Source organism: Curtobacterium sp. PhB191, assembly GCF_004346515.1.
In the GTDB taxonomy this organism is placed as follows: Bacteria; Actinomycetota; Actinomycetes; order Actinomycetales; family Microbacteriaceae; genus Curtobacterium.
Map to the genome: position 1 here is coordinate 405,814 of NZ_SMBV01000003.1, position 24,330 is coordinate 430,143.

The 24,330-nt window shown below is 69.7% G+C and carries 22 protein-coding genes; 9 read left to right on the forward strand and 13 right to left on the reverse strand.

Annotated features, from left to right (window positions below):
- Window positions 1-394: 394 nt before the first annotated feature.
- The 3 genes from EDF48_RS07575 to EDF48_RS07585 form a co-directional block, all read right to left on the reverse strand.
- On the reverse strand, window positions 395-1,573 hold the full coding sequence (locus EDF48_RS07575; protein WP_131879116.1) for a restriction endonuclease: 1,179 nt from the start codon (window positions 1,571-1,573) through the stop codon (window positions 395-397).
- Window positions 1,554-3,488, reverse strand: a complete 1,935-nt coding sequence (locus EDF48_RS07580; RefSeq protein ID WP_165932348.1) for an AAA family ATPase — start codon at window positions 3,486-3,488, stop codon at window positions 1,554-1,556. Before EDF48_RS07580 ends, EDF48_RS07575 begins: the two co-directional genes overlap by 20 nt.
- A 221-nt stretch (window positions 3,489-3,709) precedes the next feature.
- Complete coding sequence (locus tag EDF48_RS07585) at window positions 3,710-5,512, reverse strand: hypothetical protein (RefSeq protein ID WP_131879120.1); 1,803 nt, start codon at window positions 5,510-5,512, stop codon at window positions 3,710-3,712.
- Between the two features lie 131 nt (window positions 5,513-5,643).
- Here EDF48_RS07585 and EDF48_RS07590 point away from each other — a divergent pair, with 131 nt between their 5' ends.
- The 3 genes from EDF48_RS07590 to EDF48_RS07600 all read left to right on the forward strand — a co-directional run bounded on the left by EDF48_RS07590 (window position 5,644) and on the right by EDF48_RS07600 (window position 8,933).
- Window positions 5,644-6,165: a hypothetical protein gene (locus tag EDF48_RS07590; RefSeq protein ID WP_131879122.1), complete on the forward strand. Its 522-nt coding sequence runs from the start codon at window positions 5,644-5,646 to the stop codon at window positions 6,163-6,165.
- Window positions 6,166-6,292: 127 nt separating this feature from the next.
- Window positions 6,293-8,401 carry a UvrD-helicase domain-containing protein gene (locus EDF48_RS07595; protein WP_207913233.1) on the forward strand — a complete coding sequence of 703 codons (2,109 nt, stop codon included), beginning with the start codon at window positions 6,293-6,295 and terminating at the stop codon, window positions 8,399-8,401.
- Window positions 8,402-8,450: 49 nt separating this feature from the next.
- Window positions 8,451-8,933: a hypothetical protein gene (locus EDF48_RS07600; RefSeq protein WP_131879124.1), complete on the forward strand. Its 483-nt coding sequence runs from the start codon at window positions 8,451-8,453 to the stop codon at window positions 8,931-8,933.
- 83 nt (window positions 8,934-9,016) lie between these two features.
- Here EDF48_RS07600 and EDF48_RS07605 read toward each other — a convergent pair whose 3' ends face one another.
- Window positions 9,017-9,949: an NADP-dependent oxidoreductase gene (locus tag EDF48_RS07605; protein ID WP_131879125.1), complete on the reverse strand. Its 933-nt coding sequence runs from the start codon at window positions 9,947-9,949 to the stop codon at window positions 9,017-9,019.
- A gap of 139 nt (window positions 9,950-10,088) precedes the next feature.
- On the opposite strand from EDF48_RS07605, the gene EDF48_RS07610 reads away from it, so the two are divergent.
- On the forward strand, window positions 10,089-10,661 hold the full coding sequence (locus EDF48_RS07610; protein WP_131879127.1) for a hypothetical protein: 573 nt from the start codon (window positions 10,089-10,091) through the stop codon (window positions 10,659-10,661).
- A 50-nt stretch (window positions 10,662-10,711) separates the two neighbouring features.
- On the opposite strand, the gene EDF48_RS07615 is transcribed toward EDF48_RS07610, so the two are convergent.
- Genes EDF48_RS07615 through EDF48_RS19055 form a run of 4 tightly spaced genes read right to left on the reverse strand, consistent with a single transcriptional unit; the run spans window position 10,712 to window position 13,842 of the window.
- Window positions 10,712-10,927, reverse strand: a complete 216-nt coding sequence (locus EDF48_RS07615) for a hypothetical protein (RefSeq protein WP_123672529.1) — start codon at window positions 10,925-10,927, stop codon at window positions 10,712-10,714.
- Complete coding sequence (locus EDF48_RS07620) at window positions 10,914-11,585, reverse strand: ATP-binding cassette domain-containing protein (protein WP_123340284.1); 672 nt, start codon at window positions 11,583-11,585, stop codon at window positions 10,914-10,916. The genes EDF48_RS07615 and EDF48_RS07620 overlap by 14 nt, the downstream gene beginning before the upstream one ends.
- Window positions 11,582-13,459, reverse strand: coding sequence for a hypothetical protein (locus tag EDF48_RS07625; RefSeq protein ID WP_131879129.1), 1,878 nt, complete (start codon window positions 13,457-13,459; stop codon window positions 11,582-11,584). The genes EDF48_RS07620 and EDF48_RS07625 overlap by 4 nt, the downstream gene beginning before the upstream one ends.
- Window positions 13,460-13,491: 32 nt before the next feature.
- Window positions 13,492-13,842, reverse strand: coding sequence for a lactococcin 972 family bacteriocin (locus EDF48_RS19055; RefSeq protein WP_165932349.1), 351 nt, complete (start codon window positions 13,840-13,842; stop codon window positions 13,492-13,494).
- A 199-nt stretch (window positions 13,843-14,041) separates the two neighbouring features.
- Here EDF48_RS19055 and EDF48_RS07635 point away from each other — a divergent pair, with 199 nt between their 5' ends.
- From EDF48_RS07635 to EDF48_RS07655, 5 genes are all read left to right on the forward strand, one after another.
- On the forward strand, window positions 14,042-14,881 hold the full coding sequence (locus EDF48_RS07635) for an ABC transporter ATP-binding protein (RefSeq protein WP_131879133.1): 840 nt from the start codon (window positions 14,042-14,044) through the stop codon (window positions 14,879-14,881).
- Window positions 14,878-15,687 (forward strand): ABC transporter permease, encoded by an 810-nt coding sequence (locus tag EDF48_RS07640; protein WP_131879135.1) that lies wholly within the window; start codon window positions 14,878-14,880, stop codon window positions 15,685-15,687. Before EDF48_RS07635 ends, EDF48_RS07640 begins: the two co-directional genes overlap by 4 nt.
- A gap of 29 nt (window positions 15,688-15,716) precedes the next feature.
- Window positions 15,717-16,922, forward strand: coding sequence for a sensor histidine kinase (locus EDF48_RS07645; protein ID WP_131879137.1), 1,206 nt, complete (start codon window positions 15,717-15,719; stop codon window positions 16,920-16,922).
- Window positions 16,919-17,548 carry a response regulator transcription factor gene (locus EDF48_RS07650; RefSeq protein WP_131879139.1) on the forward strand — a complete coding sequence of 210 codons (630 nt, stop codon included), beginning with the start codon at window positions 16,919-16,921 and terminating at the stop codon, window positions 17,546-17,548. The genes EDF48_RS07645 and EDF48_RS07650 overlap by 4 nt, the downstream gene beginning before the upstream one ends.
- A 76-nt stretch (window positions 17,549-17,624) precedes the next feature.
- The gene (locus EDF48_RS07655) at window positions 17,625-19,226 is read left to right on the forward strand and encodes a DHA2 family efflux MFS transporter permease subunit (RefSeq protein WP_131879141.1); all 1,602 of its coding nucleotides are present in this window, start codon (window positions 17,625-17,627) and stop codon (window positions 19,224-19,226) included.
- A gap of 206 nt (window positions 19,227-19,432) precedes the next feature.
- Here EDF48_RS07655 and EDF48_RS07660 read toward each other — a convergent pair whose 3' ends face one another.
- The 5 genes from EDF48_RS07660 to EDF48_RS19065 are packed head-to-tail and all read right to left on the reverse strand — an operon-like array spanning window position 19,433 to window position 24,325.
- On the reverse strand, window positions 19,433-21,223 hold the full coding sequence (locus tag EDF48_RS07660; RefSeq protein WP_131879143.1) for a glycoside hydrolase family 36 protein: 1,791 nt from the start codon (window positions 21,221-21,223) through the stop codon (window positions 19,433-19,435).
- Complete coding sequence (locus EDF48_RS07665; protein ID WP_165932350.1) at window positions 21,224-21,535, reverse strand: hypothetical protein; 312 nt, start codon at window positions 21,533-21,535, stop codon at window positions 21,224-21,226.
- On the reverse strand, window positions 21,532-22,425 hold the full coding sequence (locus tag EDF48_RS07670; protein WP_131879147.1) for an ATP-binding cassette domain-containing protein: 894 nt from the start codon (window positions 22,423-22,425) through the stop codon (window positions 21,532-21,534). The genes EDF48_RS07665 and EDF48_RS07670 overlap by 4 nt, the downstream gene beginning before the upstream one ends.
- Window positions 22,422-23,294, reverse strand: a complete 873-nt coding sequence (locus EDF48_RS19060) for an ABC transporter ATP-binding protein (protein WP_165932351.1) — start codon at window positions 23,292-23,294, stop codon at window positions 22,422-22,424. The genes EDF48_RS07670 and EDF48_RS19060 overlap by 4 nt, the downstream gene beginning before the upstream one ends.
- On the reverse strand, window positions 23,291-24,325 hold the full coding sequence (locus tag EDF48_RS19065; RefSeq protein ID WP_159573964.1) for an ABC transporter permease: 1,035 nt from the start codon (window positions 24,323-24,325) through the stop codon (window positions 23,291-23,293). Before EDF48_RS19065 ends, EDF48_RS19060 begins: the two co-directional genes overlap by 4 nt.
- Between the last annotated feature and the right edge of the window lie 5 nt (window positions 24,326-24,330).

Consider the following 24,330-nt stretch of genomic DNA (forward strand, 5'->3'; position numbering starts at 1 on the left):
AGAGAGCGCTAGGCCAGGACTGATCCTGCGTCGTCTCGCCCTGGTGCATACCTTGCAACCACACTGAGCCAGCGCTCAGCTTTGTGTGTCGTTGCTGAAGAATCATCATCTGAATTTAGCGGACCTTCCGGGCGTTCCGGTAGTCACCAGCGGGCCCTCGTCAGCGTGCGGACATGCGGCGTCGTCTCGCCTTGGTGCGTAGCCGCCACTCCGCAGCACCTTCCGCCGATAACGCTCATTATGGATTCGAACCTGGATCTTACGGTGTCGAGGGTCGCCGACGGGCCGAATCAGCTCAGGACATCCTGCGGCTCTCCTAGCCGCAGAGGAGCGGCGCGATGCACCGCGAGCGACCGCAACCATCTACCAGGCGACTCCGGGACATGAGACGCAGTCAACCCACTCTCCTCTCGAGAACCAAGGAAGACAGGTACTCAGCAAGTACGAGTGGCGATCGGTTCAGTTCGAACGCATGTAGTCGGATCACGGGCCCAGCGATCACATCAATCAAGCGCCCTTCCGACTCCCCGGCCGCGTACACCAGCCATCCCTCGTCCAACCCGAACCTCCGGCAGTACGCCGCCATCTGGTACAGATCAGCGTTCGGGTACTGCCCGTGCTTCTCGACCTTGTACTTCACGTCGATGCACGCCCGCACCTCTCCGTCGACGAGCCACACGAGGTCAGGCGCGATCTTCACCGTCCCTTCGACGTCGAGGGTGGATTGGTATTGCGACACCAGCACTCCCCCGTGCGGCTTGAAGGCCTCGCGCAGAGCAGCCGACACGAAGTCCTCGAACACCGACCACATGTCGACGAGGAATCCGGACGCGACGACGGCCCCGGCGCGTTGCTCGACCGATGACCCCGCCAGCACGAGCGATGCCAGAGCGAGCGCCGAGGTGTACCGCGCGTTCCGCCGATCCGGCCGGACGACCGGCACCGGCGCCCCGACGGGGATCACCGTCACTCCGTCGAGCACCCGCATGATCCGCCCCAGCGCGCCGAGCACATCGGCCGGCACACCCGGCAGTCGCAACAACCGCGTCGCTGCGGACAGCAACACCTGGTTCTCCGTGATGTCCTCGACGTAGTCGTCGAACGACACCTCGACCGGCAGCGGCTGCCCACCCCGCCGCGTCAGCTGGTCTCCGATGCGCCACCGGCCACGCACGAGCGGCAGCGCATCCTCGTGCGTGACGTACCCGCGAAGCGGTCCTCCGGCGAGCGCCCGCGAGGCCTGCCGCACGAACGCGTGCGCCAACGCCGGCACGAGGTCAACGTCCTCCTCGAACCCGAAGTCGTCCTCCGTCCATATCGCGCTCCCGGCACGGGCGTACCCGAGCATCGCAAACAGCCGCCGCACTGGCGTCTTCGGCCTCAGCCACACCGTGTGACCAGCGATCCGGACGACGCCGACCTTCCGGACACCGCTCACGCGGTACTCGTCCTCTCCAAGCGTGGGCGCGACGGTCGCGATGTTCGCCGCCGCGAGCCCGACGGCGACCGCCCGCGGCAGCCGGTGCACGACCGGCTGGTCCGCTTCCCGCAGCTCAATCGTCGACGGAAGCATCCTCGGCCCCGTCCGCCGACGCAGGCGTCGCCCGGCGACGCAGCGCTGCCAGGCCGTACCGTGCCTCCAGGTCGACGCCTTCGCCGTAGTGGTGCTCCGCCAGGAGCGGCAGGATCTCGTACCGCCACACGTCCTGCAGACCGGTCCCGGCGAGATCGCGCATCAGGAAGGATGGCCCGACCTTCGCATCGTGGTCCTGGATCTGCGCGTTGAGTCGCGTCAGCAGGTCGGCACGATCGTCCTGGAGGCCCTTGGCCGCCACCCAACGCGTCAACACGTTCTCCACGGGGGCGCGTTCCGGGTGCAGCTCGATGAACGCGAAGCGGCGCCGCATGGCGGCGTCGAGCATCGCGATCGAGCGATCCGCGGTGTTCATCGTGCCGATGACGAAGATGTTGCTCGGCAGGGTGAATGGCTCGTCGCTGTAGAGCAGGGAGATCTCGCTGTCCCGGTACTCGAGCAGGAAGTACAGCTCGCCGAAGACCTTCGCGATGTTGCCGCGGTTGATCTCATCGATGACCAGGAAGTAGTTCGCCTCCGGGTTGGCGGCGGCCGCGTCGGCGAGGCGCCGGAGTGGTCCCTTCCGAAGAGTGAAGGCGAGGTTGCCGCTGTCGTCGTTGGCGACGGGGCGGAAGCCCTCGAAGAAGTCCTCGTACGAGTACGTCGGGTGGAACTGCACGATGGTCGTCTCGCCGTCGGTGCCGTCCGTCACGTGCTTCGACAGCGCCTGCGCGAGGAACGTCTTCCCGGTGCCAGGCGGGCCGTAGAGGATGACCTGCTTGCGACGCTCGACGAGGTCGAGGGTGTCCTGTAGCCAGGTCTCGGGCATGTGGAGAGAGTCGGCGAGCGTGGCCCCGACGGATGGGAACTGCGTCCGGATCATCGGCTCCGACACCGGGACGGAGACGGGGTCGTCAAGTTCTTCCCGCTCTTGGTCATCCCTCTGAACAGTCTTCGGCTCTACCGGCTGCCACCTGCCGAGCAACGGCTCCTCGTAGAACTTCGCGGGCCCCTTGACCTTCCCCTGCAGAGCGATCGCGATCTGCTGGAACAGGGCATCGGGGTCATCGTCGGCCTGACCCTCGACCTCGCCGGCGAAGGCCTGGCGGATCGCATCGCGTGCTGTGCCCGAGATGACCTCGCCGAACACGCCGGGGTGGACGAGGTAGAGCAATTCGTTGCGCTGCGTGGGGAACGAGGCACCGGGAAGGCCGTCCACGAGGTCACGCCAGGCCCAAGGATCGTCCAGTGCGTGCTCGCGCGCCTCTGGGCTGAGTCCAATCCACTTCGCGGCACAGTGCACGACGATGGACAGCGCTCGGTAGAGCTGGACCGACATCGCAGTTCCCGGATTGAAGGACCAGGCGCGGAACGCATCATTGATCTCTGCCGGGATCGTGACGGGGTGGTCCATACGTTGGAGGAGGAACTCGACGCGCTGCCGCTTCTTCCTCTCACCAGGGTTCTGCAGGGGGAGCACCTGCCAACCGATGAGTTCAGCCATCAGGAGCTTCGCGTCGTCAGACGTATCGTCGAACTGTCGTCCCAGCTTGTCCAGGAAATCAACTCCATCGACGTCTGGCTGCCCGAGGAAGCATCGTTGGAGCTCGGCGACGACGTCAGCCCGCCAGACCTGGCGACCCGGCGCGAACACGGAGTCGAGCGCACGGAGACCTCGTTCGACGAACATTTGGCTCGTCGTTCGGACGAGCTCCGCGCGGTTGTCGGGCGGGAGGATCTCGGTCCGGAGACGCACCTCACGGTCTTCCCGGAGCGCCCTTTGAAAAGCACGCTGCCGCTCGTTGAGCTCCTCACGGAACTGCTCGAAGGGCACGGCATCGGCGGAGCTGCGACGCCCGTCGTCCGTGACGTGCCACTCGCCGCGGACCGGCTTCGTCAGGAACCCCGCGTGCACCAGACCAGCGGAGCCCCAGAAGAAATCCGACTGCCCCTGGGGCTTGCCTTTCTGGTTCGGTTCGAGTTCTTCGCCTTCGAGTGGAACTCGCGTGCGTGCTGCGTCCCAGACGTCGAGCCGACTCGCTGCGCCTCCCAGTTCGTCAAGGTAGCGAAGGGCTGCCCGAAGGCGGTTCGTCCTGTTGTCGGATCGGCTCATGATCGTCGTGTCCTTCCAGTCGATCAGCGAGCGGCGGAGGAGGTCTGCGGTTCTGCTGCTGGCTCGAGGCCTTCCTCGCGCATGAAGTCGAGCGCCCGCTCGACGAGCTGGATCTTCTTGCGGAGCTCGACGAGCACCGGCGACTTCGGATCGGAGTATTCGTCCAGTCGCTCATGCGCCCGCCTCACCTGCCGCTCGGTCTCGACGAGCAGGTGCCACACGGCGGGGTCCTGCTCGAGATCGAGTTTCTGGCGCAGGATGACCGCTGCGAGCTGTCGCATCACGATCGACTCGACTGCTTCGGATGACGTGCCCGAACTCGCGAGCCCGAACGCGATCCCACCGCCGCCGGCTGTGACGAGAGTTCCGGCAGTGATCAGACCGCCGATCATCCCGCCAGGTCCGAATGCTGCGAGAGCACTCGTCAGAGCGGCCGCCCCGGCAAGGCCCGCACCGGCGGCGAGCGCGATACCACCCGTCGCGACGACGAGGGCGACCGCACCGGCACCCATCGCGCCGATCCTGATCCAGTTCGGCCCCTTGCTCCCGGCGAGCACCTTCTCGGCTCGGTCGACCGCATCGAGGACGTCCCCGCCAAGAACGCTTCCGAGACCGAGTTCTGCTGTGAGGTCTCGCATCGCCTGCCGCTTGACGGATTCGCTGAAGCCGATGTCAAAGGGGCGAAGGAAGTTGTCGGACGCGAGCACGATGAGCTGAACGAGCGCGTCCTCTTTGGTGAGGTACATCCCCGGTGCGGGCGGAGTCGCTTCCGCGGTCGGATCTGCAAGATCGAATGCGAGCTGAGCGATCAGCTCAGGGCGTGGCCTTCTCTCGACGTCTCGCCGTTGCAGCATCGCCTCCACCGCTTCCGACTGGATTGCTCGGAGGGCTCCGGTGAATCTGTCCTGCTGATCCTCCTTGAGGTACGTCGCCACCAGGTGCGCGTACCGGAGCGCGAGCAGAACGACGCGCTCGTCGGCATCGAGTGGCACGTCGACTGCGTTGACGGTCCGTACGAGATCAGTGGAGAGCGAGCCGTGCATCGCGTACCCGATCGCCTCGGCGACTCTCGGGTCGGACAAGTACTCGACCGCGTCGTGAACGCGGGGAGTTGGTGGCGTCGTGACTCGGAGGTCGAGCAACCACGGCATGACCGACGACAGACCGCGGTGCGCCGCGACCGGGTCGAAACCGTTCCAGAAGTTGATCCACCAGCCGAGGTTCGTCGGCGGCTCCTGCATCGCCTCTCGCAGGTCCGTCGCGCGCACGGAACCGCTCGCCAGAGGACTCCCGATCGTGATCATCCCGACGACGTTCAGCCCAGCAGGGAGCCGGCGGACGAGATCGGCGGCGACAACGGAGCCGAGGCTGTGGCCGACGATCAGCACTTCTCCCGAGTCGGGGAGCACGTCGAGCACCCGGGTGAGTACCCGCGCACGAGCTTGCTCGTCGTGCAGGTAGTTGTGTGCCTGCTTGAAGGGGTTCGTCTCGAAGGCGACGTCAACGACCGTGCCAGCGCCCGGCCAGTTCGGCAGATCCTCGTGCTGGCCGAGCCGGTACTCCATGGCACTCGTGCGCCGCTCGAACGCCCGCCGATTGATCCGGGCATCGTCCTTACCTGGCTGCTTCACGGTGATCGGGGGAACGCGGTACTTGCCGTCCCCGTTGCGAAGGGCGTAAGCGTACTTCGGAGCGATCCATCGGTCGGGCTCCAGAGCGGGGTAACCGAGCCGGACGAGCGCCCCTGACAGCGCGACCTGCCAGCCATCTTCAACATCGCCGGTCCCGACACCGTGCAGAAATAGGAGGACAGGACCAGCGCTCACGAGCGACCTTCCGGAGAGTTGACGAACCTTCGATGTTGCTCAGGCTAGTGCGTTGGAGGGCTCATGTCGGCGCACATCGACGATCGCGAATGCACTCTCGATACCTTGGATATCACTGCTAGCGTGACGACATGGGGTTGAACACGTTCTTCGAGGGGCTGGGCTCGGTCGCGACGGCAGGTGCGCTGATCGCGGCGGTGTACGCCGGCCTCCAGGCTCGGCGTCTGTACCGGATCGAATCGGGGCGTGACGAGCAGGCACGCGATGCAGAACGGAAACGGCAGGCGACCCAGGTCAGCGCCTGGGCGGCCACGCGGATCAAGACTGGGGGGCGAATCATCTTCGGAGTCGTCATCCGCAACTCTTCCGACGACCCGGTCTACGACGTGCAGGTCGAGTGTCACGGCTTCACTTCTCCGCGAGTCCCGACCTTGCAGTGCGTGCCTCCGGGTGAATTCTTCGCGGCGAACACCGTCGAAGAAGACGCAACGGCGGAGTGGGATTACCCGAAACCGGTCCGGGAGGTGACGGGCGACCCGTTGCGTCCCTTCACCATCTCGGATGCGCGGGGCGTGGACGCGATCATCTTCCGCGACAACACCGGCGCAGGATGGCACCGAGCCGCCCGGGGTGAGCTGACGAAGACCCCCTGACCGTCGCCGCTGAGCACCCCAGAACGGGTGCTCCCGAGTCGGCCCGGCATCCACGAGGATGGTTCAGCACTACACGTCCCGGGGACGACGAGTGGTCCGCACAGTCAGCACTTCGAGGGGCAACACGATGACGATGGCCGGCGAATCCGCAGGGGTCGAGGCACACCGCCAGCGCAGCCATGCACGCGAACTCCGCCGCCAGGCAGACGACGCTGAGCAACGAGCCGCCCGGTTCGAGATCGCGCACCGCACCGAGAGCGAGACCGCCCGCATCCTCGCCCCGCTCGCCGGCATCGGCTACCACCTCCTCGCAGACCGCCGCTGGCCCGGCAGCCGCACGGCACAGGTCGACATGGTGGTCGTCGGCCGCGCCGGCGTCTTCATCGTCGACACGAAGGCCTGGCGCGAGGTCGCGGTCCACGGCGACCGGATCACCCGCGGGCAAGAGGACGTCACCGACGACATCGCCCGCCTCGCCGACCTCGCATACAGCACCGAGGCAGCACTGGCGGACACGGGTCTGGCACCCGGCGAGGTCCACGCGGTCGCCGCCCTCGCCGGCCAGAAGCGGATGCACGCCCGCGTCGCCTCGGTCGACCTCATCGGCGCGCACGACCTCGTCGGGCACATCACCAAGCGCGGCGCGCGACTCTCGGCATCCCGCGTCGACGAGGTCCTCGCCGCGATGCTGCGCCACTTCCCCGTGATCGGCGACCAGGCGACGCCACCGCCACAGGTCGTCGTCCCGGCACCGGTACTCCCCCGCGAACCCGACGTCCTCATCCCGACGATCGACACCACGGACGATGAGCTGACCGACCAGCTCCTCGACGGTGTCCTCGAAGCGCCGATCGAGGACTGGATGGCGTTCCTCGACCCCGCCCAGGCGAAGCTCGTCCGCCGCAGCTTCAATGGCCCAGCACGTATCCGCGGCGCCGCGGGCACCGGCAAGACCGTGGTCGGCCTGCACCGCGCCGCGTACCTCGCGCGCGCGACCGGCGGCCGCGTGCTGTTCACGACGTACATCAGCACCCTGCCGAAGGTCCTCGAGTCGCTCCTCGAACGCCTCGCGCCCGACATGGTCGGTCGCGTCGACTTCATGGGCGTCCACGCGTTCGCCACGCGCCTACTGAAGGAACGCGGCATCGCGTTCCGCGCTCCCGGACGGGAGGCCCAGCTTGCGTTCGACGACGCGTGGAACGCGATCCGCGCCTCCAGTCCATTGCGGTCGTCGCGATTCTCGCGCTCGTACTGGGAAGACGAGATCAGCCACGTCATCAAGGGCCGCGGCCTGATGCGGTTTGACGAGTACGCGGACCTGGCTCGCATCGGGCGCAAGCACGCGCTCCCGCTGGAGACGCGGCAGGCCGTCTGGGACCTCTACGAGGCGTACGCGCGCGGGCTGCGCGATCGCCGGGCCCACGACTGGGAGGACATCGTGCTACTCGCTCGCGATGCGGTCCGTGCGGTGCCGCTCGAGCGGTACGACGCGGTCATCGTGGACGAGGCGCAGGACCTGTCCTGCGCCATGGTCGCGCTGGTGCACCAGCTCGTGGGTGACCGTACCGACGGCTTGACGCTCATCGGTGACGGCCAGCAGACGATCTACCCCGGCGGGTACACGCTCGGCGAGGTCGGCATCAATCTGTCAGGCCGGGGCGTCGTGCTCGACGTCAACCACCGGAACACCGCCGAGATCCTCGAGTTCGCGAAGGAGATGGTGGCGGACGACCAGTTCGTCGACATCGAGGGCGTCGACGGGGTCGGTGACGCGGTGTCCGACGTCTCGCGCTCCGGTGCGGCTCCGACGATGACGCGCTTCACCAGTCGTGCGGATCACGATCGGGCGATGCTCGACCGGCTGACCGAGGTTCTTCGGCTCGTCGGGACCGGTCACGGTGACATCGGCATCCTCACGGCGACGAACCGGCAGGCGGACGACGTCATCGAGGTGCTCGGGAGGGCCGGCGTTCCGACCGTCTCACTGCAGCAGTACGCAGGACGGAGCTCCGACGCGGTCCGCGTGGGGACCGTCAAACGTGCGAAGGGCCTCGAGTTCAAGCAGGTGCTGCTCGCGCACGTCGATCCCCGGCTGCTCGATACTGCCCCGGCCGAACCGTCGGAGACCGAACGGGAGCGGCGGGAGCGTGGTCGCCGGGAGCTCTACGTGGGCATGACACGGGCACGAGACGGCTTGTGGGTGGGTGTCCGGAGCGGAGCAGCGCACGGTCGCTGAAACGACGATGGTTCCTCGGTCGAGCACACTCCGATATCGTCGGCGACTGATGAGGCAACGCAGACCGACAGCTGTCCTGAGTGCGGTCGGCGCTCTGGTGCTGCTCACCGGGTGCGCGAACTACGTGGACGACAGCGAACTGGACGGCGCTCAGGCTCGAGACGCCATGGTCGCTCTGGTCCAGCAGACCATCGATGCCGCTGGCGGTGACTGGACGCCGCTCTCCGACGAGCCCGCATCGTCGGAGTGCTCGACCCCGGAGGGCAGTGCAGGCGTCACGTTCTCGTGGGACCAGGAGCGCACAGGCACCGGGGACCCCGAGTCGCTCATTCGCACGGTTGCGAAGACGTGGAAGCAGTCCGACTACGACGCGACCATCCGGCGGAACACGATCGACGATGGTCGGCCGCTCTGGTCAGCTGCCACCACCGGCAAGGCGGTCGAGTCGATCTCGGTGAACGCAAGCCCTCGACGGGTGTCGGTGGAGGTCCAGTCGCGATGCGGCGAGGGAGACGTCGCGGACTTCGCATGACGGCGGGCGAACGCGTGGCGTGATCCACAAGAGACGCAGCACCAACCGGCACCGCGCCTCCCGTCCCTCACACCGTCGTCAACTCACCACGTCAACACGAACCGCCCCCGCGTCCCCCCAGCCTCGAGCCGCTCATGCGCCTCCCCAGCCCGCGAGGCCGGCAACACCTCCGCCACCCGCGGCACCACCGTCCCTCCTTCGACCGCATGCCGCAGCTGCTCGAGCTTGTCGAACGACCGGTACTCCGAGAAAACCATCACCTGCTCGAACCGGATCCCCCGCGAGCCGTCCCCCGACCATCCCCGCACGTCCAAGAACACGCCCCCGTCTCGAACAGCATCGACGACGACCCCACGCTGCACCGCAGCATCGGCGAGCGCATCGACCCCGTCGGGCACGAGCGCACGGACCGCGGCAGCGAACCCATCGCCACGCGGCACGATGTGCGCCGGCCCGAGCGACCGCACGAGCGCCTCGTCCGCCGGAGCAGCATCAGCGATCACGGTCAGCCCAGCGGCGACCGCGAGCTGCACCACGTAGTTCCCGAGCAGCCCGGCAGCCCCGGTCACAGCGAGCGTGTCCCCCCGCGACAGCCCGGCGAGCGACAGGATCTGCAACGCGGTCAGCCCGTTCATCGGCACCGTCGACGCAGCCTCGATCGACGTCCCACGAGGGATCCGCGTGAACGACCCCACCGGCGCCACGAGCTCCTGCACGTACGCCCCACCGTGCGTGCTGAGCGGCAACGCGATCGCCATGACCTCGTCGCCGACCGCCCACCCGGTGACGTCGGGCCCGACCTCGTCGATGACCCCGGCGGCGTCCATCCCCGGCACGTACGGCGGCGAGGCCTGCGAGCTGTCCCGCTCCCCGGCACGCACCCCCGTGTCGGTCGGGTTCACGGCGAACGCCTGCACCCGGATCCGCACGGACCCCGCACCGGCGTGCGGCTCCGGCACCTCGTGGACGGCGAGGGCCTCCGGCCCTCCGAACTGTTCGACTCCGACGACCTGCATCCTCCCGGTCTACGCGGACGTTGCTTGACGCAACCTGACGCGACCCACGATCGGACGGGAGGCACAGTGCCAGCCCGCCACGGGCCTCCAGTCCGTCACGGGGTGACGTCCACTGCGCGTGGTGCGCCATGCTGACAGCGTGCGTTTCGACGAACTCCTCACCCGGCCCGACGGCCCCGCGATCGCCGAGGAGCTCGCCGCGCTCCGCCGACCCGCGCGGTACGTCCTCGAGGGCATCCACCAGGAGTCCCGGCAGAAGTACTGGCAGTTCCGCGTCGACATCGACGAGCCCGCGCAGACCTGGACGCTCGTCCGCCCGCGCGCCAAGCCGGTCTCCTACCGCGACGGCGTGCTGCACGAGCCCGACGACGGCCCGATCGAGGTCTCGTTCGCCCGGAGCATGGTCTCGTCTCCCGTCGTCCGGATGGCCGTCCCCGATCTGATGCTCCGGTGGGGTCGCGGCCCCGAGAGCTTCCACCCGATCCTGGTCGAGCACATCGGCGAGCACTCGATCCTGGTGACGTTCGAGCACCGCGGGGATCCGGCGACCCGCACGACGATGGTGATCGACGAGGGCGACGGCATCGCCCGCCGTTCGTACGAGTACGGCGAGGCCACGATCATCACGAGCGTGCGGACCGCCGAGCCGGACGAGGTCCTGCCCCGCGCCCGCTTCGTGCAACCGACGGACTGGATCCGGCCGCAGTACTGAGACGGTGACGGTTCCGGTTCACGATCCCCGACGATCGCGAACCAGAACCGTCAGCGCTCCGGCACGAGAACACCACCGCCCGCCGAGAACGCGGGGCCCTCGGCCTCGAGGACGGCCCGGGGATCGCGGCCGTCCGAGGCGTCCGGCCAGCGCAACCCCGGCGCCACGGTGCCACTCCCCTGCAGGACCCGGTGTGTCCTGCGGATGTGGGTCCCCGCCAGGTGCGCGCCCACCGCAGCTTGCAGCGTGGTCTCACGGACGTCCATGGTCGCTCCCCAGCCGGATGAGTGACCGTTCTGCACCGGCCCACGCGATGAGCGCCGGGTCGTGGGTCGCCACGACGACAGCGCTGCCCGATGCACGCAGCGCGTCGAGACCGCTGCGGACGCGCGCCGCGCTCTCGGTGTCGAGCGACGCGGTGGGCTCGTCGGCGAGAACGAGTCGTGGCCGCTGCGCCAGCACTCGTGCGACGGCCACTCGCTGCTGTTCGCCGCCGCTCATCGTCCCAGCACGAGCATCCCGCCGACCACCGAGCCCGACGATCAGCAGCGCCTCGTCGATCCGATCGCTGAGTGCCGCCCGGGTGACGCCACGGGGCCGCAGCACCCGCAGGTTCTGGGCAACGGTCCACTCCGGCACGACGGCGTGGTCCTGCACGACGAGGCCGATGGTGTCTCGGCGCAGTCCACGCCGCTCCCCCTCGCTCGCCGTGTGCAGGTCAGTGCCGTCGACGACGACCCGACCCCGCGGCGGTCGTTCCAACCCGGCGAGGCAGCGGAGCATCGTGCTCTTCCCCTGTCCGGACGGTCCGCGCAGGGCAAGGGCCTGTCCGGCGCCGAGCTGGAACGTGATGTCGTTCCAGAGCGTCCGCCCGGCGATGTCGTAGCCGATCCCCTCGATGCTGAGTCGCTGGTGCTCGGTCATCGGCGTGGCCTCTTTCGGTGGTGTGTGGCGGCGAGCAGGACGGACAGCGCGACTGCGGTGAGCACGCCGACTGCCCCGGCCGTGCTGGCAGCGAGCAAGGCGCCGCTGCCGGCACCGGTGCCGTCGTCGCCGACGAGTACGGTCACGGCGGTGGTCCCGGCCGCGATGCCGCTCGCGACGAGCACGAACCGCGCGTGCTGCACCGCGGGATGCCGGCCGACCAGGAATCGCAGCCGTGCTGCTCGTCGATGCCGCGTCCGGTGATCGGCGATCAGGGTGGCGGCAGCGAACAGGATCGCGAGCACCGTCCCGGCCGAAGCGGCGAGGATGACGGCGCGGGATGTCCGGACGGCTGCGAGCGCTCGTTCGAGCACGGCACCGACCCGGTTGATCTGCGTGACGACGTCGAGCAGGTCAGCGTCCGTGAGTTGCCGGACGAGCGCGGTCCGGTCGGCGAACCGGACCTCGCCGTTCCGGGTCGCGGTGCCGAGTCGGTTCGGCGGCAGGTCCCGCACGTCGGTCACCACGATGACGGGCACGTCCGCGCCGGTGGTGGTGCGTGGCAGCACCCAATCGATCCAGCGGTCAGCGGCGGCGACGATCGGTGCGGTCGATCCGACGACCTCGGTGTGGATCGGGACGACTCGGGGCGCTTGGTCGTCGTCCACCTCCCAGCCGTCGTCGAAGCTCTCCCGCACGCCGTCGGCGATCGCGTCGATGTCGGTCGCCACCGACTCGGGGACCAGCACGGTGACACCGTCACGGCCGTCCCCGACCAGCTGCTCCGCCCGGTCTCCGGCGACCAGCAGCGCGTCCTGCATGAACGTCGTCTGCGCCAGCTCGGCGGTGCCGGTGGCGAGGGCAGCCAGCGCAACGCGTCCGAACGCGTCCTCGTCGGCGGCTGAGGCCATCCCGACCCCCAGGACCACGTCGTCGCCGTCGGCGGTCTCGGAGCGCAGCGATCGCTCGAGCTCGGAGGCCGTCCGCTCCTGCTCGACGAGGCCACTGGTGCTCACGGTCAGGATGCTGACGAGTGCGACACCGCACAGTGCCACGACGGTCGGGCGCCAGACCGGGGCCGCGAGGCTCGTCCACCTGCGGCGGCCGACGACGGAGCAGACGACGTGGAGTCCGACGACACCGACGAAGGCGGCGGGGAGCATCACTCCGGCGAGCCCGACGCTGAACGACCAGATCGTCGGCGATGCCGCGCGGACGAGCAAGTAGACGGCGAGCGCCCCGCACACCACCAGGGAACAGACGACGAACAGCCCCGCTGTCTCGAGGGCTTCACGAGCGGCGATGCGTTTCGGTGACCATCCGGAGAGTCCGCGGAGCCGCTGTCGGCTGTCCCGCCGGTCCGACTCCGCGACCACGGCGATGACGACGCCGAGCGCGATGCACGCCACGATCGCCAGGATGCCGGGCTGCCCGATCACCGCTGGTGCCAGTACGCGGACCGTCGGGGTCGCGTCGACGAACTCGAACCCCGCAGTGCGCAACGCGTCGAGGAAGGCACCGACTTGCACGGCCGATCCGTCGACCGCGTACGACCAGACGATGACGGCGTCACCGATGTCGCTCGCCGGCCGGTCGACGACGTTCCCCCAGAACACCGGCGCTGGGACGGAGCCGGCGAACGAGTACGCGATGACGGTGTCCGGCGCGCCGGAACGATCCGGCACGACGAGGGCGAGCGATACGTCGTGGTCCTCGGCCAGTTCCGTGAGCTGCTGGATGTGCTCCTGCTTGGTCGGACCGAGCGGCAGGTCGACCATGTCGATCGTCGTCCGGCCGGTGAGGTACCCGCTCGCCTCACCACTCCCGACCACGAACACGATCAGGCCGACGAGCAGGAGCGGTACGGCCGCCACCGCGAGGACGGTGGCGGCCGCGAAGTTCCGGATCAGTAGATCGCCCAGAAGGCCTGATTGCCCCACAGTGCTTTCGGGCGGCTCGCGCCGGCGATCTTGCCCTTCGCGATCCGTCCCGACGACTTGGTCACGCCGGAGGACTTGACCGAGGTGCTGTGGGTGTACCGACGGTTGTCGTAGGCGGAGACCTGGTGGCCGATCACGCCGTACGACCACGTGCCGCCGCCGACGACGGTCGTGGCGTCGGTACCGAGGTCGTCGGCGGACGCGCTGCCGCCACTGGCGGTTGCATCATCCGGAGCAGCCTGTGCGACACCGGCGCCGAGGACACCGCACAGCGTTGCCGCCGCGATGACGGCCGAGAGCTGTCCGAAGCGCTTCATGGAAGGGCCTTTCTGCTGGGGGAACGGGAGGGCCGCGTCGACCCCGCACCGAGCCAAGCAGAGCAACGCCAGAATCTGAAGTTCCGGATATCTCGAATACGACATGCTTGCGCCCTTCCCACGCCATCCCCCGATCGGAGGATGCAGCACCACCGCCCCCACCGATGCCCCGCGGCGCCCCACCGGCCAGGCTGGACCCATGCCCGAGTCCCCCGCCATCGAGGTCCAGCACCTCAGCAAGCAGTACGCCACCGGCAAGGTCGCCGTCGACGACGTCAGCTTCGTCATCCAGCCCGGCGAGACCTTCGCCCTCCTCGGCCCGAACGGCGCCGGCAAGTCCACGACGGTCGAGATCCTCGAGGGGTACCGCTCCCGCACCGTCGGCGAAGTCCGCGTCCTCGGTCACGACCCCGCACGGACGAGCCGCAGCCACAACGCACGCATCGGCATCGTCCTGCAGACCAGCGCCGAGTCCCCGAACATCACCGTCGCCGAGCAGCTGCACCACTTCGCGACGCTCTACCCGAGGCACCGCAGCGTCGACGACCTCATCGCAGCAGTCGGGCTCACGGACCAGCGGAACACCCGCATCGCACGACTGTCCGGTGGCCAGCGCCGCCGCGTCGACGTCGCCCTCGGCATCATCGGCCGCCCCGAGGTGCTGTTCCTCGACGAACCGACCACGGGCTTCGACCCCGAGGCCCGCCGGCAGTTCTGGGACCTCCTGCGCCAGGTGCAGTCCGAGGGCACGACGATCCTGCTCACCACGCACTACCTCGACGAGGCTGCACAGCTCGCCGACCGGGCAGCGGTGATCGCCGACGGGAAGCTGCTCGACATCGCCCCGATCGACGAGATCGGCGGCGCCGAAGCCCGCACACCACGGGTCCGCTGGCGCGACGGCGCCGGCGCCCTGCACGACGAGCGCACGACCGACCCGACCGCACTCGTGCGCAGCAGCACGACGGCCATGCACGACCTCGAAGTCATCCGCCCGTCCCTCGAGGACGTCTACCTCGGAATGGTGGGCCAGAAGTGAACACTGCGATCAGCCGAATCTCGTACGAGATCCGCTCCTACTTCCGTGCCCCCGACGCCGTCTTCTTCACGTTCCTCTTCCCGATCATCATGTTGGCGCTCTTCTCGGTCGCATTCGCCGATGCCGACCCGATCCGGGCCGTCGCCAGCAACGGGCGACCGATCAGCGTCGACTACGCCACCTACTACCTGCCGGGCCTGGTCGCGACGGGCATCCTGCTCTCCGGCACCCAGTCCCTCGGCGTCGACATCGCGACCGAACGCAGCGACGGCACGCTGAAGCGCCTCGGCGGCACGCCACTGCCGGTCCTGAGCTACTTCGTCGGCAAGATCGGCATGGTGCTCGTCACGACCATCCTGCAGACGGCGCTGCTGCTCGGGATCGCGAGTCTGGTGTTCGGCGTCGACCTGCCGACCGACGCGAGCAACTGGGGCGTCTTCGCGGGCGTGATGGTCCTCGGCATCGCCACCAGCTGCGTCCTCGGCATCGCGATCTCGGCGCTCCCCCGCGAGGGCCGCCGCGCCACCGCCACGATCGTCCCCATCGTCCTGGTCCTGCAGTTCATCTCGGGCGTCTACCTGCCCTTCACCCAGCTGCCCGACTGGCTGCAGAACGTCGCCTCCGTCTTCCCCCTGCGCTGGATGGCGTCCGGCATGCGGTCGGTCTTCCTGCCCGACGCGTTCGCGTCTGCCGAGCCGGGAGGCGCGTGGCACCTCGCTCTCGGAACGCTCGTGTTGGTCGCGTGGCTGGTCGGGGGCACGGTGGCCTGCGCCCTCACCTTCCGCTGGAACCGCAAGGACGCCTGATGGCGCCGGGCAGGTGGGATGCTGTCGTCATGAGCGGCGAGACGTGGGTGCGCAACCGGTGGTTGCACGTGTTCTTCGCGGGCACGATGCTCCTCACCGCCGTGATCACCGCGCTCGGCTGGTCCCCGTGGTCGACCCGCTGGCCGGCCTACCTCGCTGTGGTGGTCCTCGTCGTGGCGTACATCGCGTACGGGCACCGCGGCTACGACAGCCCCCGAGCCGCCGCCGCGTTCCTGCCGCTCGTCATCGTCGCCGCCCTGGTGCTGCCGGCCGTCGTCCCGAGCACCGCGTTCGTGCAGTGCATCGTGTTCCCGCTCGTGTGGGTGCAGACGGAGCGCGTCCGCACCGCGGTCCTGTTGTCCGTCGCCGTCGGGCTCGCGAGCGGCATCGGCCTGCAGCTGTCGAGCGGCCCGGACGCCCTGGTCAGCACCCTGCTCATCGAGGGCATCAGCGTGATCGGTGCCTGCGCGATGGGCGTGTGGATCTCGAGCGTCGCCGGTCTGTCCGAGGAGCGCCGCCAGCTCGTCGAGGAACTCCGCGCCACCCAGCAGTCCCTCGCCGACGCGAACCGCACGGCGGGCATCGCGAGCGAACGGGAGCGCCTGGCCCGCGAGATCCACGACACCGTCGCCCAGAACCTCGCCGGGATCGTCATGCTCACCGAACGGGCCCGCGGCGACCTGGCGAACGACCGCTCCGATGCGCTGGAAGAACGACTCACCGTCCTCGAGGAGTCCGCCCGCGCCGCCCTCGAGGAATCCCGCACCCTCGTCGCAGCCGGGGCCGCCGGCATGACCCGCGACAGCCTCGCCGGCGCCCTCCACCGTCTCGCCGAACGACACACCCGCGAAACGGGGACGCTGGTCACGGTCGACGCCGCGTCCGACTGCACGCTGGACCGTGATGCGCAGGTGGTCCTGCTGCGGGTCGCGCAGGAGGCCCTCTCGAACGTCCGCGCGCACGCCGGCTCCGCCTCGGCGCAGGTCCGTCTCCTCCCGGAGCACGGGCAGACCGTGCTGCGGATCACCGACGACGGCACCGGGTTCGACCCCGAGCAGCCCACCGCCGGGCACGGTCTGCGCGGGCTGCGGGAGCGCCTCGCCCTCGCTGGCGGCACCTGCACGATCACGAGCGCCCTGGGCCGGGGCACCGTCGTCGAGGCGACCCTGCCCACCGGAGCCGCACCGGGCCTCCCGTCCGCCGTTCGCCACCCCGTGGCGGAGGTGAGCCGGTGATCCGCGTCGTGGTCGCCGACGATCACCCGATCGTCCGCTCGGGCATCGTCGCACTGTTGCAGGACGCCGACGACATCGACGTGGTGGGCCAGGCCAGCGACGGTCGTGCAGCGGTGTCGGTGGTGCTAGCCGAGCGCCCCGACGTCGTACTGATGGACCTCCGGATGCCCGAGCTCGACGGCGATGCGGCGACGGCGGAGATCCTCGCGGCCGAGCCAGGCGTCCGCGTCCTGATCCTGACGACGTACGAGTCCGACGACCAGATCCTCGCGGCCATCGAGGCCGGGGCGACCGGCTACCTGCTCAAGGCCGCCCCGGAGTCCGAGATCCTCGCCGGCGTGCGGGCGACCGCGCGGGGCGAGACGGCACTGGCCCCTTCGGCTGCCGCTGCGCTGGTCCGACGAGCAACGGGTTCGTCGGCCGTGGCTGGCCCGTCGCTGACCCCGCGTGAACTCGAGGTCCTGCAGCTCGTCGCCCAGGGAAACTCGAACCCGGCGATCGGCCGCGCCCTGTTCCTCAGCGAGACGACGGTGAAGACGCACCTCGGGCACGTGTTCGAGAAGCTCGGCGTGAACGACCGCACCCGTGCCGTGACCCGCGCGATGGAACTCCGCCTGCTCCTCTGAACCCCGGTGCGCCGGTCATCGGGAGCGGGTGTACCGTCAGGTAGTCAGCATGCTGATCATCTGAGAGGACACGCACATGAGCGCCGCAGCCGCAGCTCCCACCACCACCCCGGATCGCCGTCGGTGGATCGGTCTGGTCGTGATCAGCCTGGCGGTCGCGCTCATCATCGTCGACTCCACGATCGTGAACGTGGCGATCCCGAGCACCGTCGCCGACCTCGACATCGGTTCGACGCTCGTGCAGTGGGTGCAGGAGAGCTACACGCTGGTCTTCGCCGCGCTGCTGCTCGTCTTCGGTGCCGTCGCCGACCGCTTCGGTCGCCGACGACTGCTGACCATCGGCGTGATCCTGTTCGCGGTGGCGTCGGTTCTGGCGGCGCTGTCCCCGACGGGCGAACTGCTCGTGGCGTCCCGCGTGCTGCAGGGTGTCGGTGGCGCGATGGTCCTGCCCACCACGCTGTCGATCCTCAACGCGACGTTCACCGGCCGGGAGCGCGGCATCGCCTTCGCGGTGTGGGGCTCCACGATCGGCGGGATGGTGGCGGTCGGTCCGCTGCTCGGCGGCTGGCTGACGACGGACTTCTCGTGGCGGTGGGCCTTCGGCATCAACGTCCCGATCGTGGCGGTCATCCTGGTCGGCCTCGCGGTCGCCGTGCGGGAGTCGCGCGACGCCGAGCACACCGGCCGCATCGACCTCGTCGGCGCCCTGCTGTCCGTGATCGCGAGCGCTGCGCTGGTCTTCGGGCTGATCGAGGGTCGCACCTACGGCTGGTGGACTCCGTCGTCGACACCGTTCACGATCGGCTCGTGGTCGTGGGACGGCCCGGTCTCGCCGATCCCCGTCGCGTTCGTGATCGCGATCGCTGCCGGGGCGGCCTTCGTCGTCCGCTCCCGGCGCCGGCAGCGTGCGGGCCGGTCGACGCTCATCGCCCTCGACCTGTTCGGCATCGGCTCGTTCCGGAACGGCTCGATCGCGGCGCTCATCGTGTCGCTCGGCGAGTTCGGCATCATCCTGTCGCTGCCCCTCTGGCTGCAGAACGTCCTCGGCTACTCGGCGCTGCAGACCGGCCTCGTGCTGCTGGCCCTGGCGATCGGGTCGTTCGTCGCGAGCGGGTTCGCGGCCACGGTCGGACAGCGGATCGGGGCGCTGCCGATCGTGCGGATGGGCATCGGCGCCGAGATCGTCGGGGTCGCCGCGATCGGGTTCGTCGTGACCTCGTCGACCCCGTGGTGGGCGATCGTCCCGTGCCTGTTCGTCTACGGCTTCGGCGTCGGACTCGCGACGGCCCAGCTCACCGGCGTCGTGCTGCAGGACGTCCCCGTGGAGCGCAGCGGCGAGGCCTCGGGTGCCCAGAGCACCGCGCGCCAGATCGGTTCAGCGCTCGGCATCGCGGTCCTCGGGACGGTGCTGTTCACCTCGACGGGCAGCATCCTGGAGCACCGCCTGCAGGACGCCGGCGTCTCGACCGCCCAGTCCGAGCAGATCGCCGACACCGTGGTGCAGTCCTCGGGCGGAGCGATCGCCGGCCTCGAGGGGCAGACCCGCGCCGCCGCGGCCGAGGCGTTCTCCGACGGCACCCGCGCCGCCGCGTTCTCGGCTGCCGGCTTCCTGGTCATCGGCCTCGGTGCGACCCTGCGGCTCCGCGCCCCGCGCCGCCCCGACGACGGCCAGGCGTGACCGGGGGCGCCTTCCTGCACCGCTGCTGACGGTTCTGGTTCACGATCCCCGAGGATCCTGAACCAGAAACGTCACCGGCCGGACGCGGACCCGCGTCCCCCGCGCCGTGGACGCGACCACCGACGGGTCGGGAGGCACGGTGCCTGCCTGCACCGTGCCTCCCGACCGCTCCGACGCGCGCCCTGCCATCGCGACGCGCGCCCCGCTCAGTACTCCGCGTCCGCCCCCTCCGGTCGGACGCGCAGCACCCGCGCTGTGGGGGTCGCCCCGCCGTTGGCGACCTCGAGCGAGCCCGAGGCGGCGTCCCACGCCACGGACCACGACCCGAGCGCCGTGGGGAACAGCGGCTCGACGACGACCGCCTGCCCGGCGAAGCCCGGCAGCGGCAACGACACCGATCCCGACGCACCGGGCAGCGACCACACCGACAAGTACAGATCGCCCGATGCAGCGCGCAGGCCGAGCGCGAGCCAGGGGTCCTCCCATGCCGGCAGCCCGAGCGGCCACTCCGGCACCGACGACTCGATGACCTCGAGCACTGTCCGGTGTGCGGCGATGGCGTCCCCGACCACCGCACGCTGCGCCGACGACATCTCGTTCAGGTAGCCCGACAGGTACATCCGCCCGAGCACCCCGTTCACGAGCGACAGGTCGAACAGGTCGGGCGACATCGACGGTGCCGGGTAGGCCCAGTTCCCGGCCTGCTCGGGCAGCATCGCGGCGGGGGCAGCAGCCGCGATCGACGCCGACAGCACCGGGTCCTGCTGGTCCGAGGTCGACTGCATGTGCAACCGGGACAGCATCGCGGAGTCGGCGCGCATCGCTCCCGAGGCGCAGTTCTCGATGAGCAGCGACGGGTAGCGGGCCTGCACGTCGTCGAGCCAGTCGAGCAGCGCTCTGCCAGCCGAGACCGAGCCGTCCCACGGCCCCGTCATCGTGTTGTAGTCCATCTTGAAGAACGTCACGCCGAGCGACCCGACCAGTCGATCGACGACGGAGTCCAGGTGTGCCCGCGCGGCCGGTGACCGGAGGTCGAGCAGGTGCCGTCCGTGCTCGGCGACCCGCACGCCGTGGTGGTGCACGAAGGCGTCGTCCGGCAGGGTCGCGGCCAGCGGCGAGTGGATGCCGATGACCTCGGGCTCGAGCCAGAGCCCCGCCTGCATCCCCCGCGACCGGATGTGGTCGATGACGAACCCGAGCCCGGTCGGGAACCGCGACGTAGCTTCCTCCCAGGCTCCGACGGTGTCCCACCAGTGCCCCTCGGCGTACCAGCCGGCGTCGATGCAGAACAGGTCCGCTCCGGCGTCGGCAGCGGCGTCGATCAACGGCAGCAGCTTCTCGGTGGTCGGGTCGCCCATGAGCGTGTTCATGTAGTCGTTGAACACGAGCGGCAGGGCTCGATCGGCCTCGCGCACGTGCCGGAACGCCCGACGCTGCGCCGTGAGCACCTCGAACGCCCCACCGACCGAGCCGGCGATCCCCACCGAGACCGGCACGGACACGAACGGCTGCCCCGGAGCGACGACGGCCGTCCACTGGTGTTCCTGGTCGGTCGGTCCGCTCAGCAGCACGTACGCGTGCCGTCGGGTCTCGCCGAGCTCGTACAACCACGGCCCGTTGTGCTCGACCTGCCAGACCAGCGCGTACGGAGTCGGCACAGCGCTGTCCGTCTGCAACACCCCGATCGGCAGTGCCTCGCCCGTCGACCACGACCCCCGGTTCTGCACGACGGCGCGGCTGCGGGGTGGGTGGTGCTGCGCCTCGCGGTCGATCGCTGCGAGTCCGATCGACCGCAGCGGATCGGTCCGCCACCGGCTCTCGGCGGCCCAGTCGTTGTCCGCGTGCACGAGGGCGAGGTCGTCGACGCCGACCCCGGAGTCGGTCAGGAACGCCCCGGTCGCGAACGACGACACGAAGTCCACGACGTGCTCGCCGTCGTCGGCGGACACCTCGGTCCACGTCTGGAAGCCCGGGACGTCGGCGCGCGCCCGGAACACCTACTCGACCTGGAGGCCCGTGGCCGCGTCCGCCTGCACGATCCGGAACCACGGATCGGTCGCGTCGTCGGACACACGCCACGACACGGGGCGCAGTCGCGCCCCGGCCGTGGAGTCCACGTGCCGGTACCCGCCCGGGAACCGCCCGTGTCCGATCGTCGTCAGCTCCACCAGGGGCTGCGGATCGTCGGGACCGTCGGCGAGCGCGCCACCGCTCGCCACGAACGACACGAGTGCCGCGGGCTGGTCGTCGCCGATCCGGAACCGTGCCGAGAATCCGGGGGTGCCCCAGTCGGCGAAGGCTCCGCTCACCGTGCGCCGACCGGTGCCGGCTCGCTCGACACCCACGCCCCGACGCCGTGGTCGTAGCAGGTGGTGTTGTCGATCTTCGAGCGGTCGAGAGCGCTGCCCGAGGTCACCTTGCGGTCAGTGCGCTCCGGGTCGGGGGCCGCCTCGGCGAGCAGTCGGGTGTAGTCGTGCTGCGGGTCGAGGATGACGGCGTCGGACGGCCCGCGTTCGACGACCCGGCCGCGGTAGAGCACCAGGATCTCGTCGGAGAAGTGCCGTGCGGTCGCCAGGTCGTGCGTGATGTACAGCACGGCGAGGTGGTCCTCGCGCTGCAGGCGGCCCATCAGGTTGAGCACGCTGAGCCGGATCGACACGTCGAGCATCGACACCGGTTCGTCGGCGATGAGCACCTGGGCCCCGGGGGCGAGTGCGCGGGCGATGGCGACGCGCTGCCGTTGCCCGCCGGAGAGCTCGTGCGGGCGGCGGCTCGCGAAGTCCTCGTCGAGGTTGACGCGGCCGAGCAGTTCCCGCACCTTCTCGGCGGTCTCGTCGGCGCCCCGGGCTCGGTGGTGCAGCTGGAGCGGCCGGGCGATGTGGTGCTCGATCGAGTGGAACGGGTTGAGTGACGCGAAGGGGTCCTGGAACACCATCTGCACGTGCCGGCGGTACATGCTGCCGACGACGGGTGTGCCGTCCTCGAGCCGCACGTCGATCGAGCCGCGGGTGGTGCTCTCGAGCTTGGCGAGCATCCGGGCGATGGTGGACTTGCCCGAGCCGGACTCCCCCACCAACGCCACGGTCTTCCCGGGCAGCAGCTCGAACGACACGTCGTCGACGGCGTGCAGGGTGGTGCGCTTCAGGCCCTTGCGGGTGTGGAAGTCCTTGCCGAGGTGGCTGACGGTCACGCTGGTCATCGGATCTCCTCGTGGACTGCTGCCGCGTGGTCGTCGACGCCGGAGCGGATGAACGCGCCGCGCTCCCCCGACAGGCTCGGGAACGACTGCAGCAGCTTCTGCGTGTAGGGGTGCTTCGGGTTGTGCTGGATGACCGAGGCCCGGTCGCACTCGACGACCTCGCCGCGCAGCATGATCGCGATGCGGTCGCTGATCTCGAGCAGCAGCGGCAGGTCGTGCGTGATGAACACGACGGCGAACCCGAGCTCGTCGCGCAGGCGGACGATCTCGCGCAGGATCTCGCGCTGCACCACGACGTCGAGTGCGGTGGTGGGCTCGTCCATGATCATGATCTGCGGTTCGAGCAGCATGGCCATCGCGATCATCACGCGCTGCCGCATGCCGCCGGACAGCTCGTGCGGGTACGCGGTGATGCGGGACGGGTCGACGCCGACGCGGCTCAGGGCGTCCTCGGCGATCGCACGCCGCTCCTTGCGGGACAGGTCGCGCCGGTGTTCCTTCAGGGCGTCGTCGAGCTGCGCCCGGATGGTGGTGACCGGGTTGAGGGCGTTCATCGCGCCCTGGAACACCATCGACAGCTTCGACCAGCGCACGGCCCGCAGCTGCTCGTGCGGCAGCCCGAGCAGGTCGATGTCGGTGCCGTCCCGGTCGTGGAACGTGATGCTGCCCGAGGCGACCTTCGCCGGCGGTCGGTGCAACCGGGTGATGGCGTAGGCCAGGGTCGTCTTGCCGCAGCCGGACTCCCCCGCGAGCCCGAGGATCTCGCCGGGCGCCAGGGTGAGCGACACGTCCTTGACGGCGTGCACGGGGTGTTCGGTCTCGTAGACGACGTCGAGGTGGTCGATCGTCAGCACGGCTTCGGCACTCATCGGACGAACTCCTTCGTGGTGCGTGCGGACCGCGAGGCGCGGGCGGCCCGCTTGGCGCGACGTTCGCGCCGCCGCTGGGCGCGCACGTTCGCGAGTCGCGGGTTGATGACCTCGTCGATCGAGAAGTTCACCAGGGACAGGCCCATGCCGAGCAGGGCGATGAGCAGGCCGGGCGGCACGAACCACCACCAGGCGCCGTTCGCCAGCGCGAAGCCGTTCTGGGCGTAGAAGAGCATGGTGCCGAGGGTCGACGAGTTCGACGCCCCGAGGCCGAGGAACGACAATCCCGCTTCCCCGAGGATCGCGGCGATCACCGCGAACACGAACTGCGACGCCAGGACGGGCAGCAGGTTCGGCAGGATCTCGACGGCGATGACCCGCCAGGGTCGTTCGCCGGCGACACGGGCGGCGGAGACGTAGTCGCGGTTGCGGATCGACATCGTCTGCGCCCGCAGGACCCGGGCCGACCCTGCCCACGAGGTGATCGCGAGGACGACGGCGATGGTCCAGAGCCCGCGGGCCTCACGCGGGACCAGGCCCGAGATGACGATGACGAGCGGCAGGCCGGGGATGACGAGGAACACGTTCGAGAACAGCGAGAACGCCTCGTCCATGATCCCGCCCAGGTAGGCGCCCAGGATCCCGAAGAACGCGGACAGCACCGTGGCGAGGACGCCGACGATCAGGCCGATCTGCAGGCTGCCGCGGGTGGCGTAGGCGAGCTGGGCGAGCACGTCCTGCCCGGTCTGGGTCGTCCCGAGCAGGTTCTCGCCGCTCGGTCCCTGCAGTCCGGAGTCGCGGATGGTGGTCGGGTCGCCGACGAGCAGCGGCCCGACGACGCCGAACAGCGTGACGCCGGCGACGAGCGCGATGCCGGTGATGAGCCACGGGGTCAGGGTCGGCAGGAATCGGCGGATGCCGCCCTTCGGTCGTGACGCTCGGGCCGTGGCGATGCTCCGCGTCGACCCGGCGTCGGCTTCCTCGGCGAGTGCGCCGATGGTGGGTTCGGTGTCCTGCTGGATGTTGGTCATGGCGT

Bases quoted from the DNA above. Each gene is read 5' to 3' on its own strand.
- EDF48_RS07575 (WP_131879116.1), bottom strand. From the start codon at position 1,573: ATGCTTCCGTCGACGATTGAGCTGCGGGAAGCGGACCAGCCGGTCGTG.
- EDF48_RS07590 (WP_131879122.1), top strand. From the start codon at position 5,644: ATGGGGTTGAACACGTTCTTCGAGGGGCTGGGCTCGGTCGCGACGGCA.
- EDF48_RS07595 (WP_207913233.1), top strand. From the start codon at position 6,293: ATGACGATGGCCGGCGAATCCGCAGGGGTCGAGGCACACCGCCAGCGC.
- EDF48_RS07600 (WP_131879124.1), top strand. From the start codon at position 8,451: ATGAGGCAACGCAGACCGACAGCTGTCCTGAGTGCGGTCGGCGCTCTG.
- EDF48_RS07605 (WP_131879125.1), bottom strand. From the start codon at position 9,949: ATGCAGGTCGTCGGAGTCGAACAGTTCGGAGGGCCGGAGGCCCTCGCC.
- EDF48_RS07615 (WP_123672529.1), bottom strand. From the start codon at position 10,927: ATGGACGTCCGTGAGACCACGCTGCAAGCTGCGGTGGGCGCGCACCTG.
- EDF48_RS07620 (WP_123340284.1), bottom strand. From the start codon at position 11,585: ATGACCGAGCACCAGCGACTCAGCATCGAGGGGATCGGCTACGACATC.
- EDF48_RS19055 (WP_165932349.1), bottom strand. From the start codon at position 13,842: ATGAAGCGCTTCGGACAGCTCTCGGCCGTCATCGCGGCGGCAACGCTG.
- EDF48_RS07635 (WP_131879133.1), top strand. From the start codon at position 14,042: ATGCCCGAGTCCCCCGCCATCGAGGTCCAGCACCTCAGCAAGCAGTAC.
- EDF48_RS07645 (WP_131879137.1), top strand. From the start codon at position 15,717: ATGAGCGGCGAGACGTGGGTGCGCAACCGGTGGTTGCACGTGTTCTTC.
- EDF48_RS07655 (WP_131879141.1), top strand. From the start codon at position 17,625: ATGAGCGCCGCAGCCGCAGCTCCCACCACCACCCCGGATCGCCGTCGG.
- EDF48_RS07670 (WP_131879147.1), bottom strand. From the start codon at position 22,425: ATGACCAGCGTGACCGTCAGCCACCTCGGCAAGGACTTCCACACCCGC.
- EDF48_RS19060 (WP_165932351.1), bottom strand. From the start codon at position 23,294: ATGAGTGCCGAAGCCGTGCTGACGATCGACCACCTCGACGTCGTCTAC.
- EDF48_RS19065 (WP_159573964.1), bottom strand. From the start codon at position 24,325: ATGACCAACATCCAGCAGGACACCGAACCCACCATCGGCGCACTCGCC.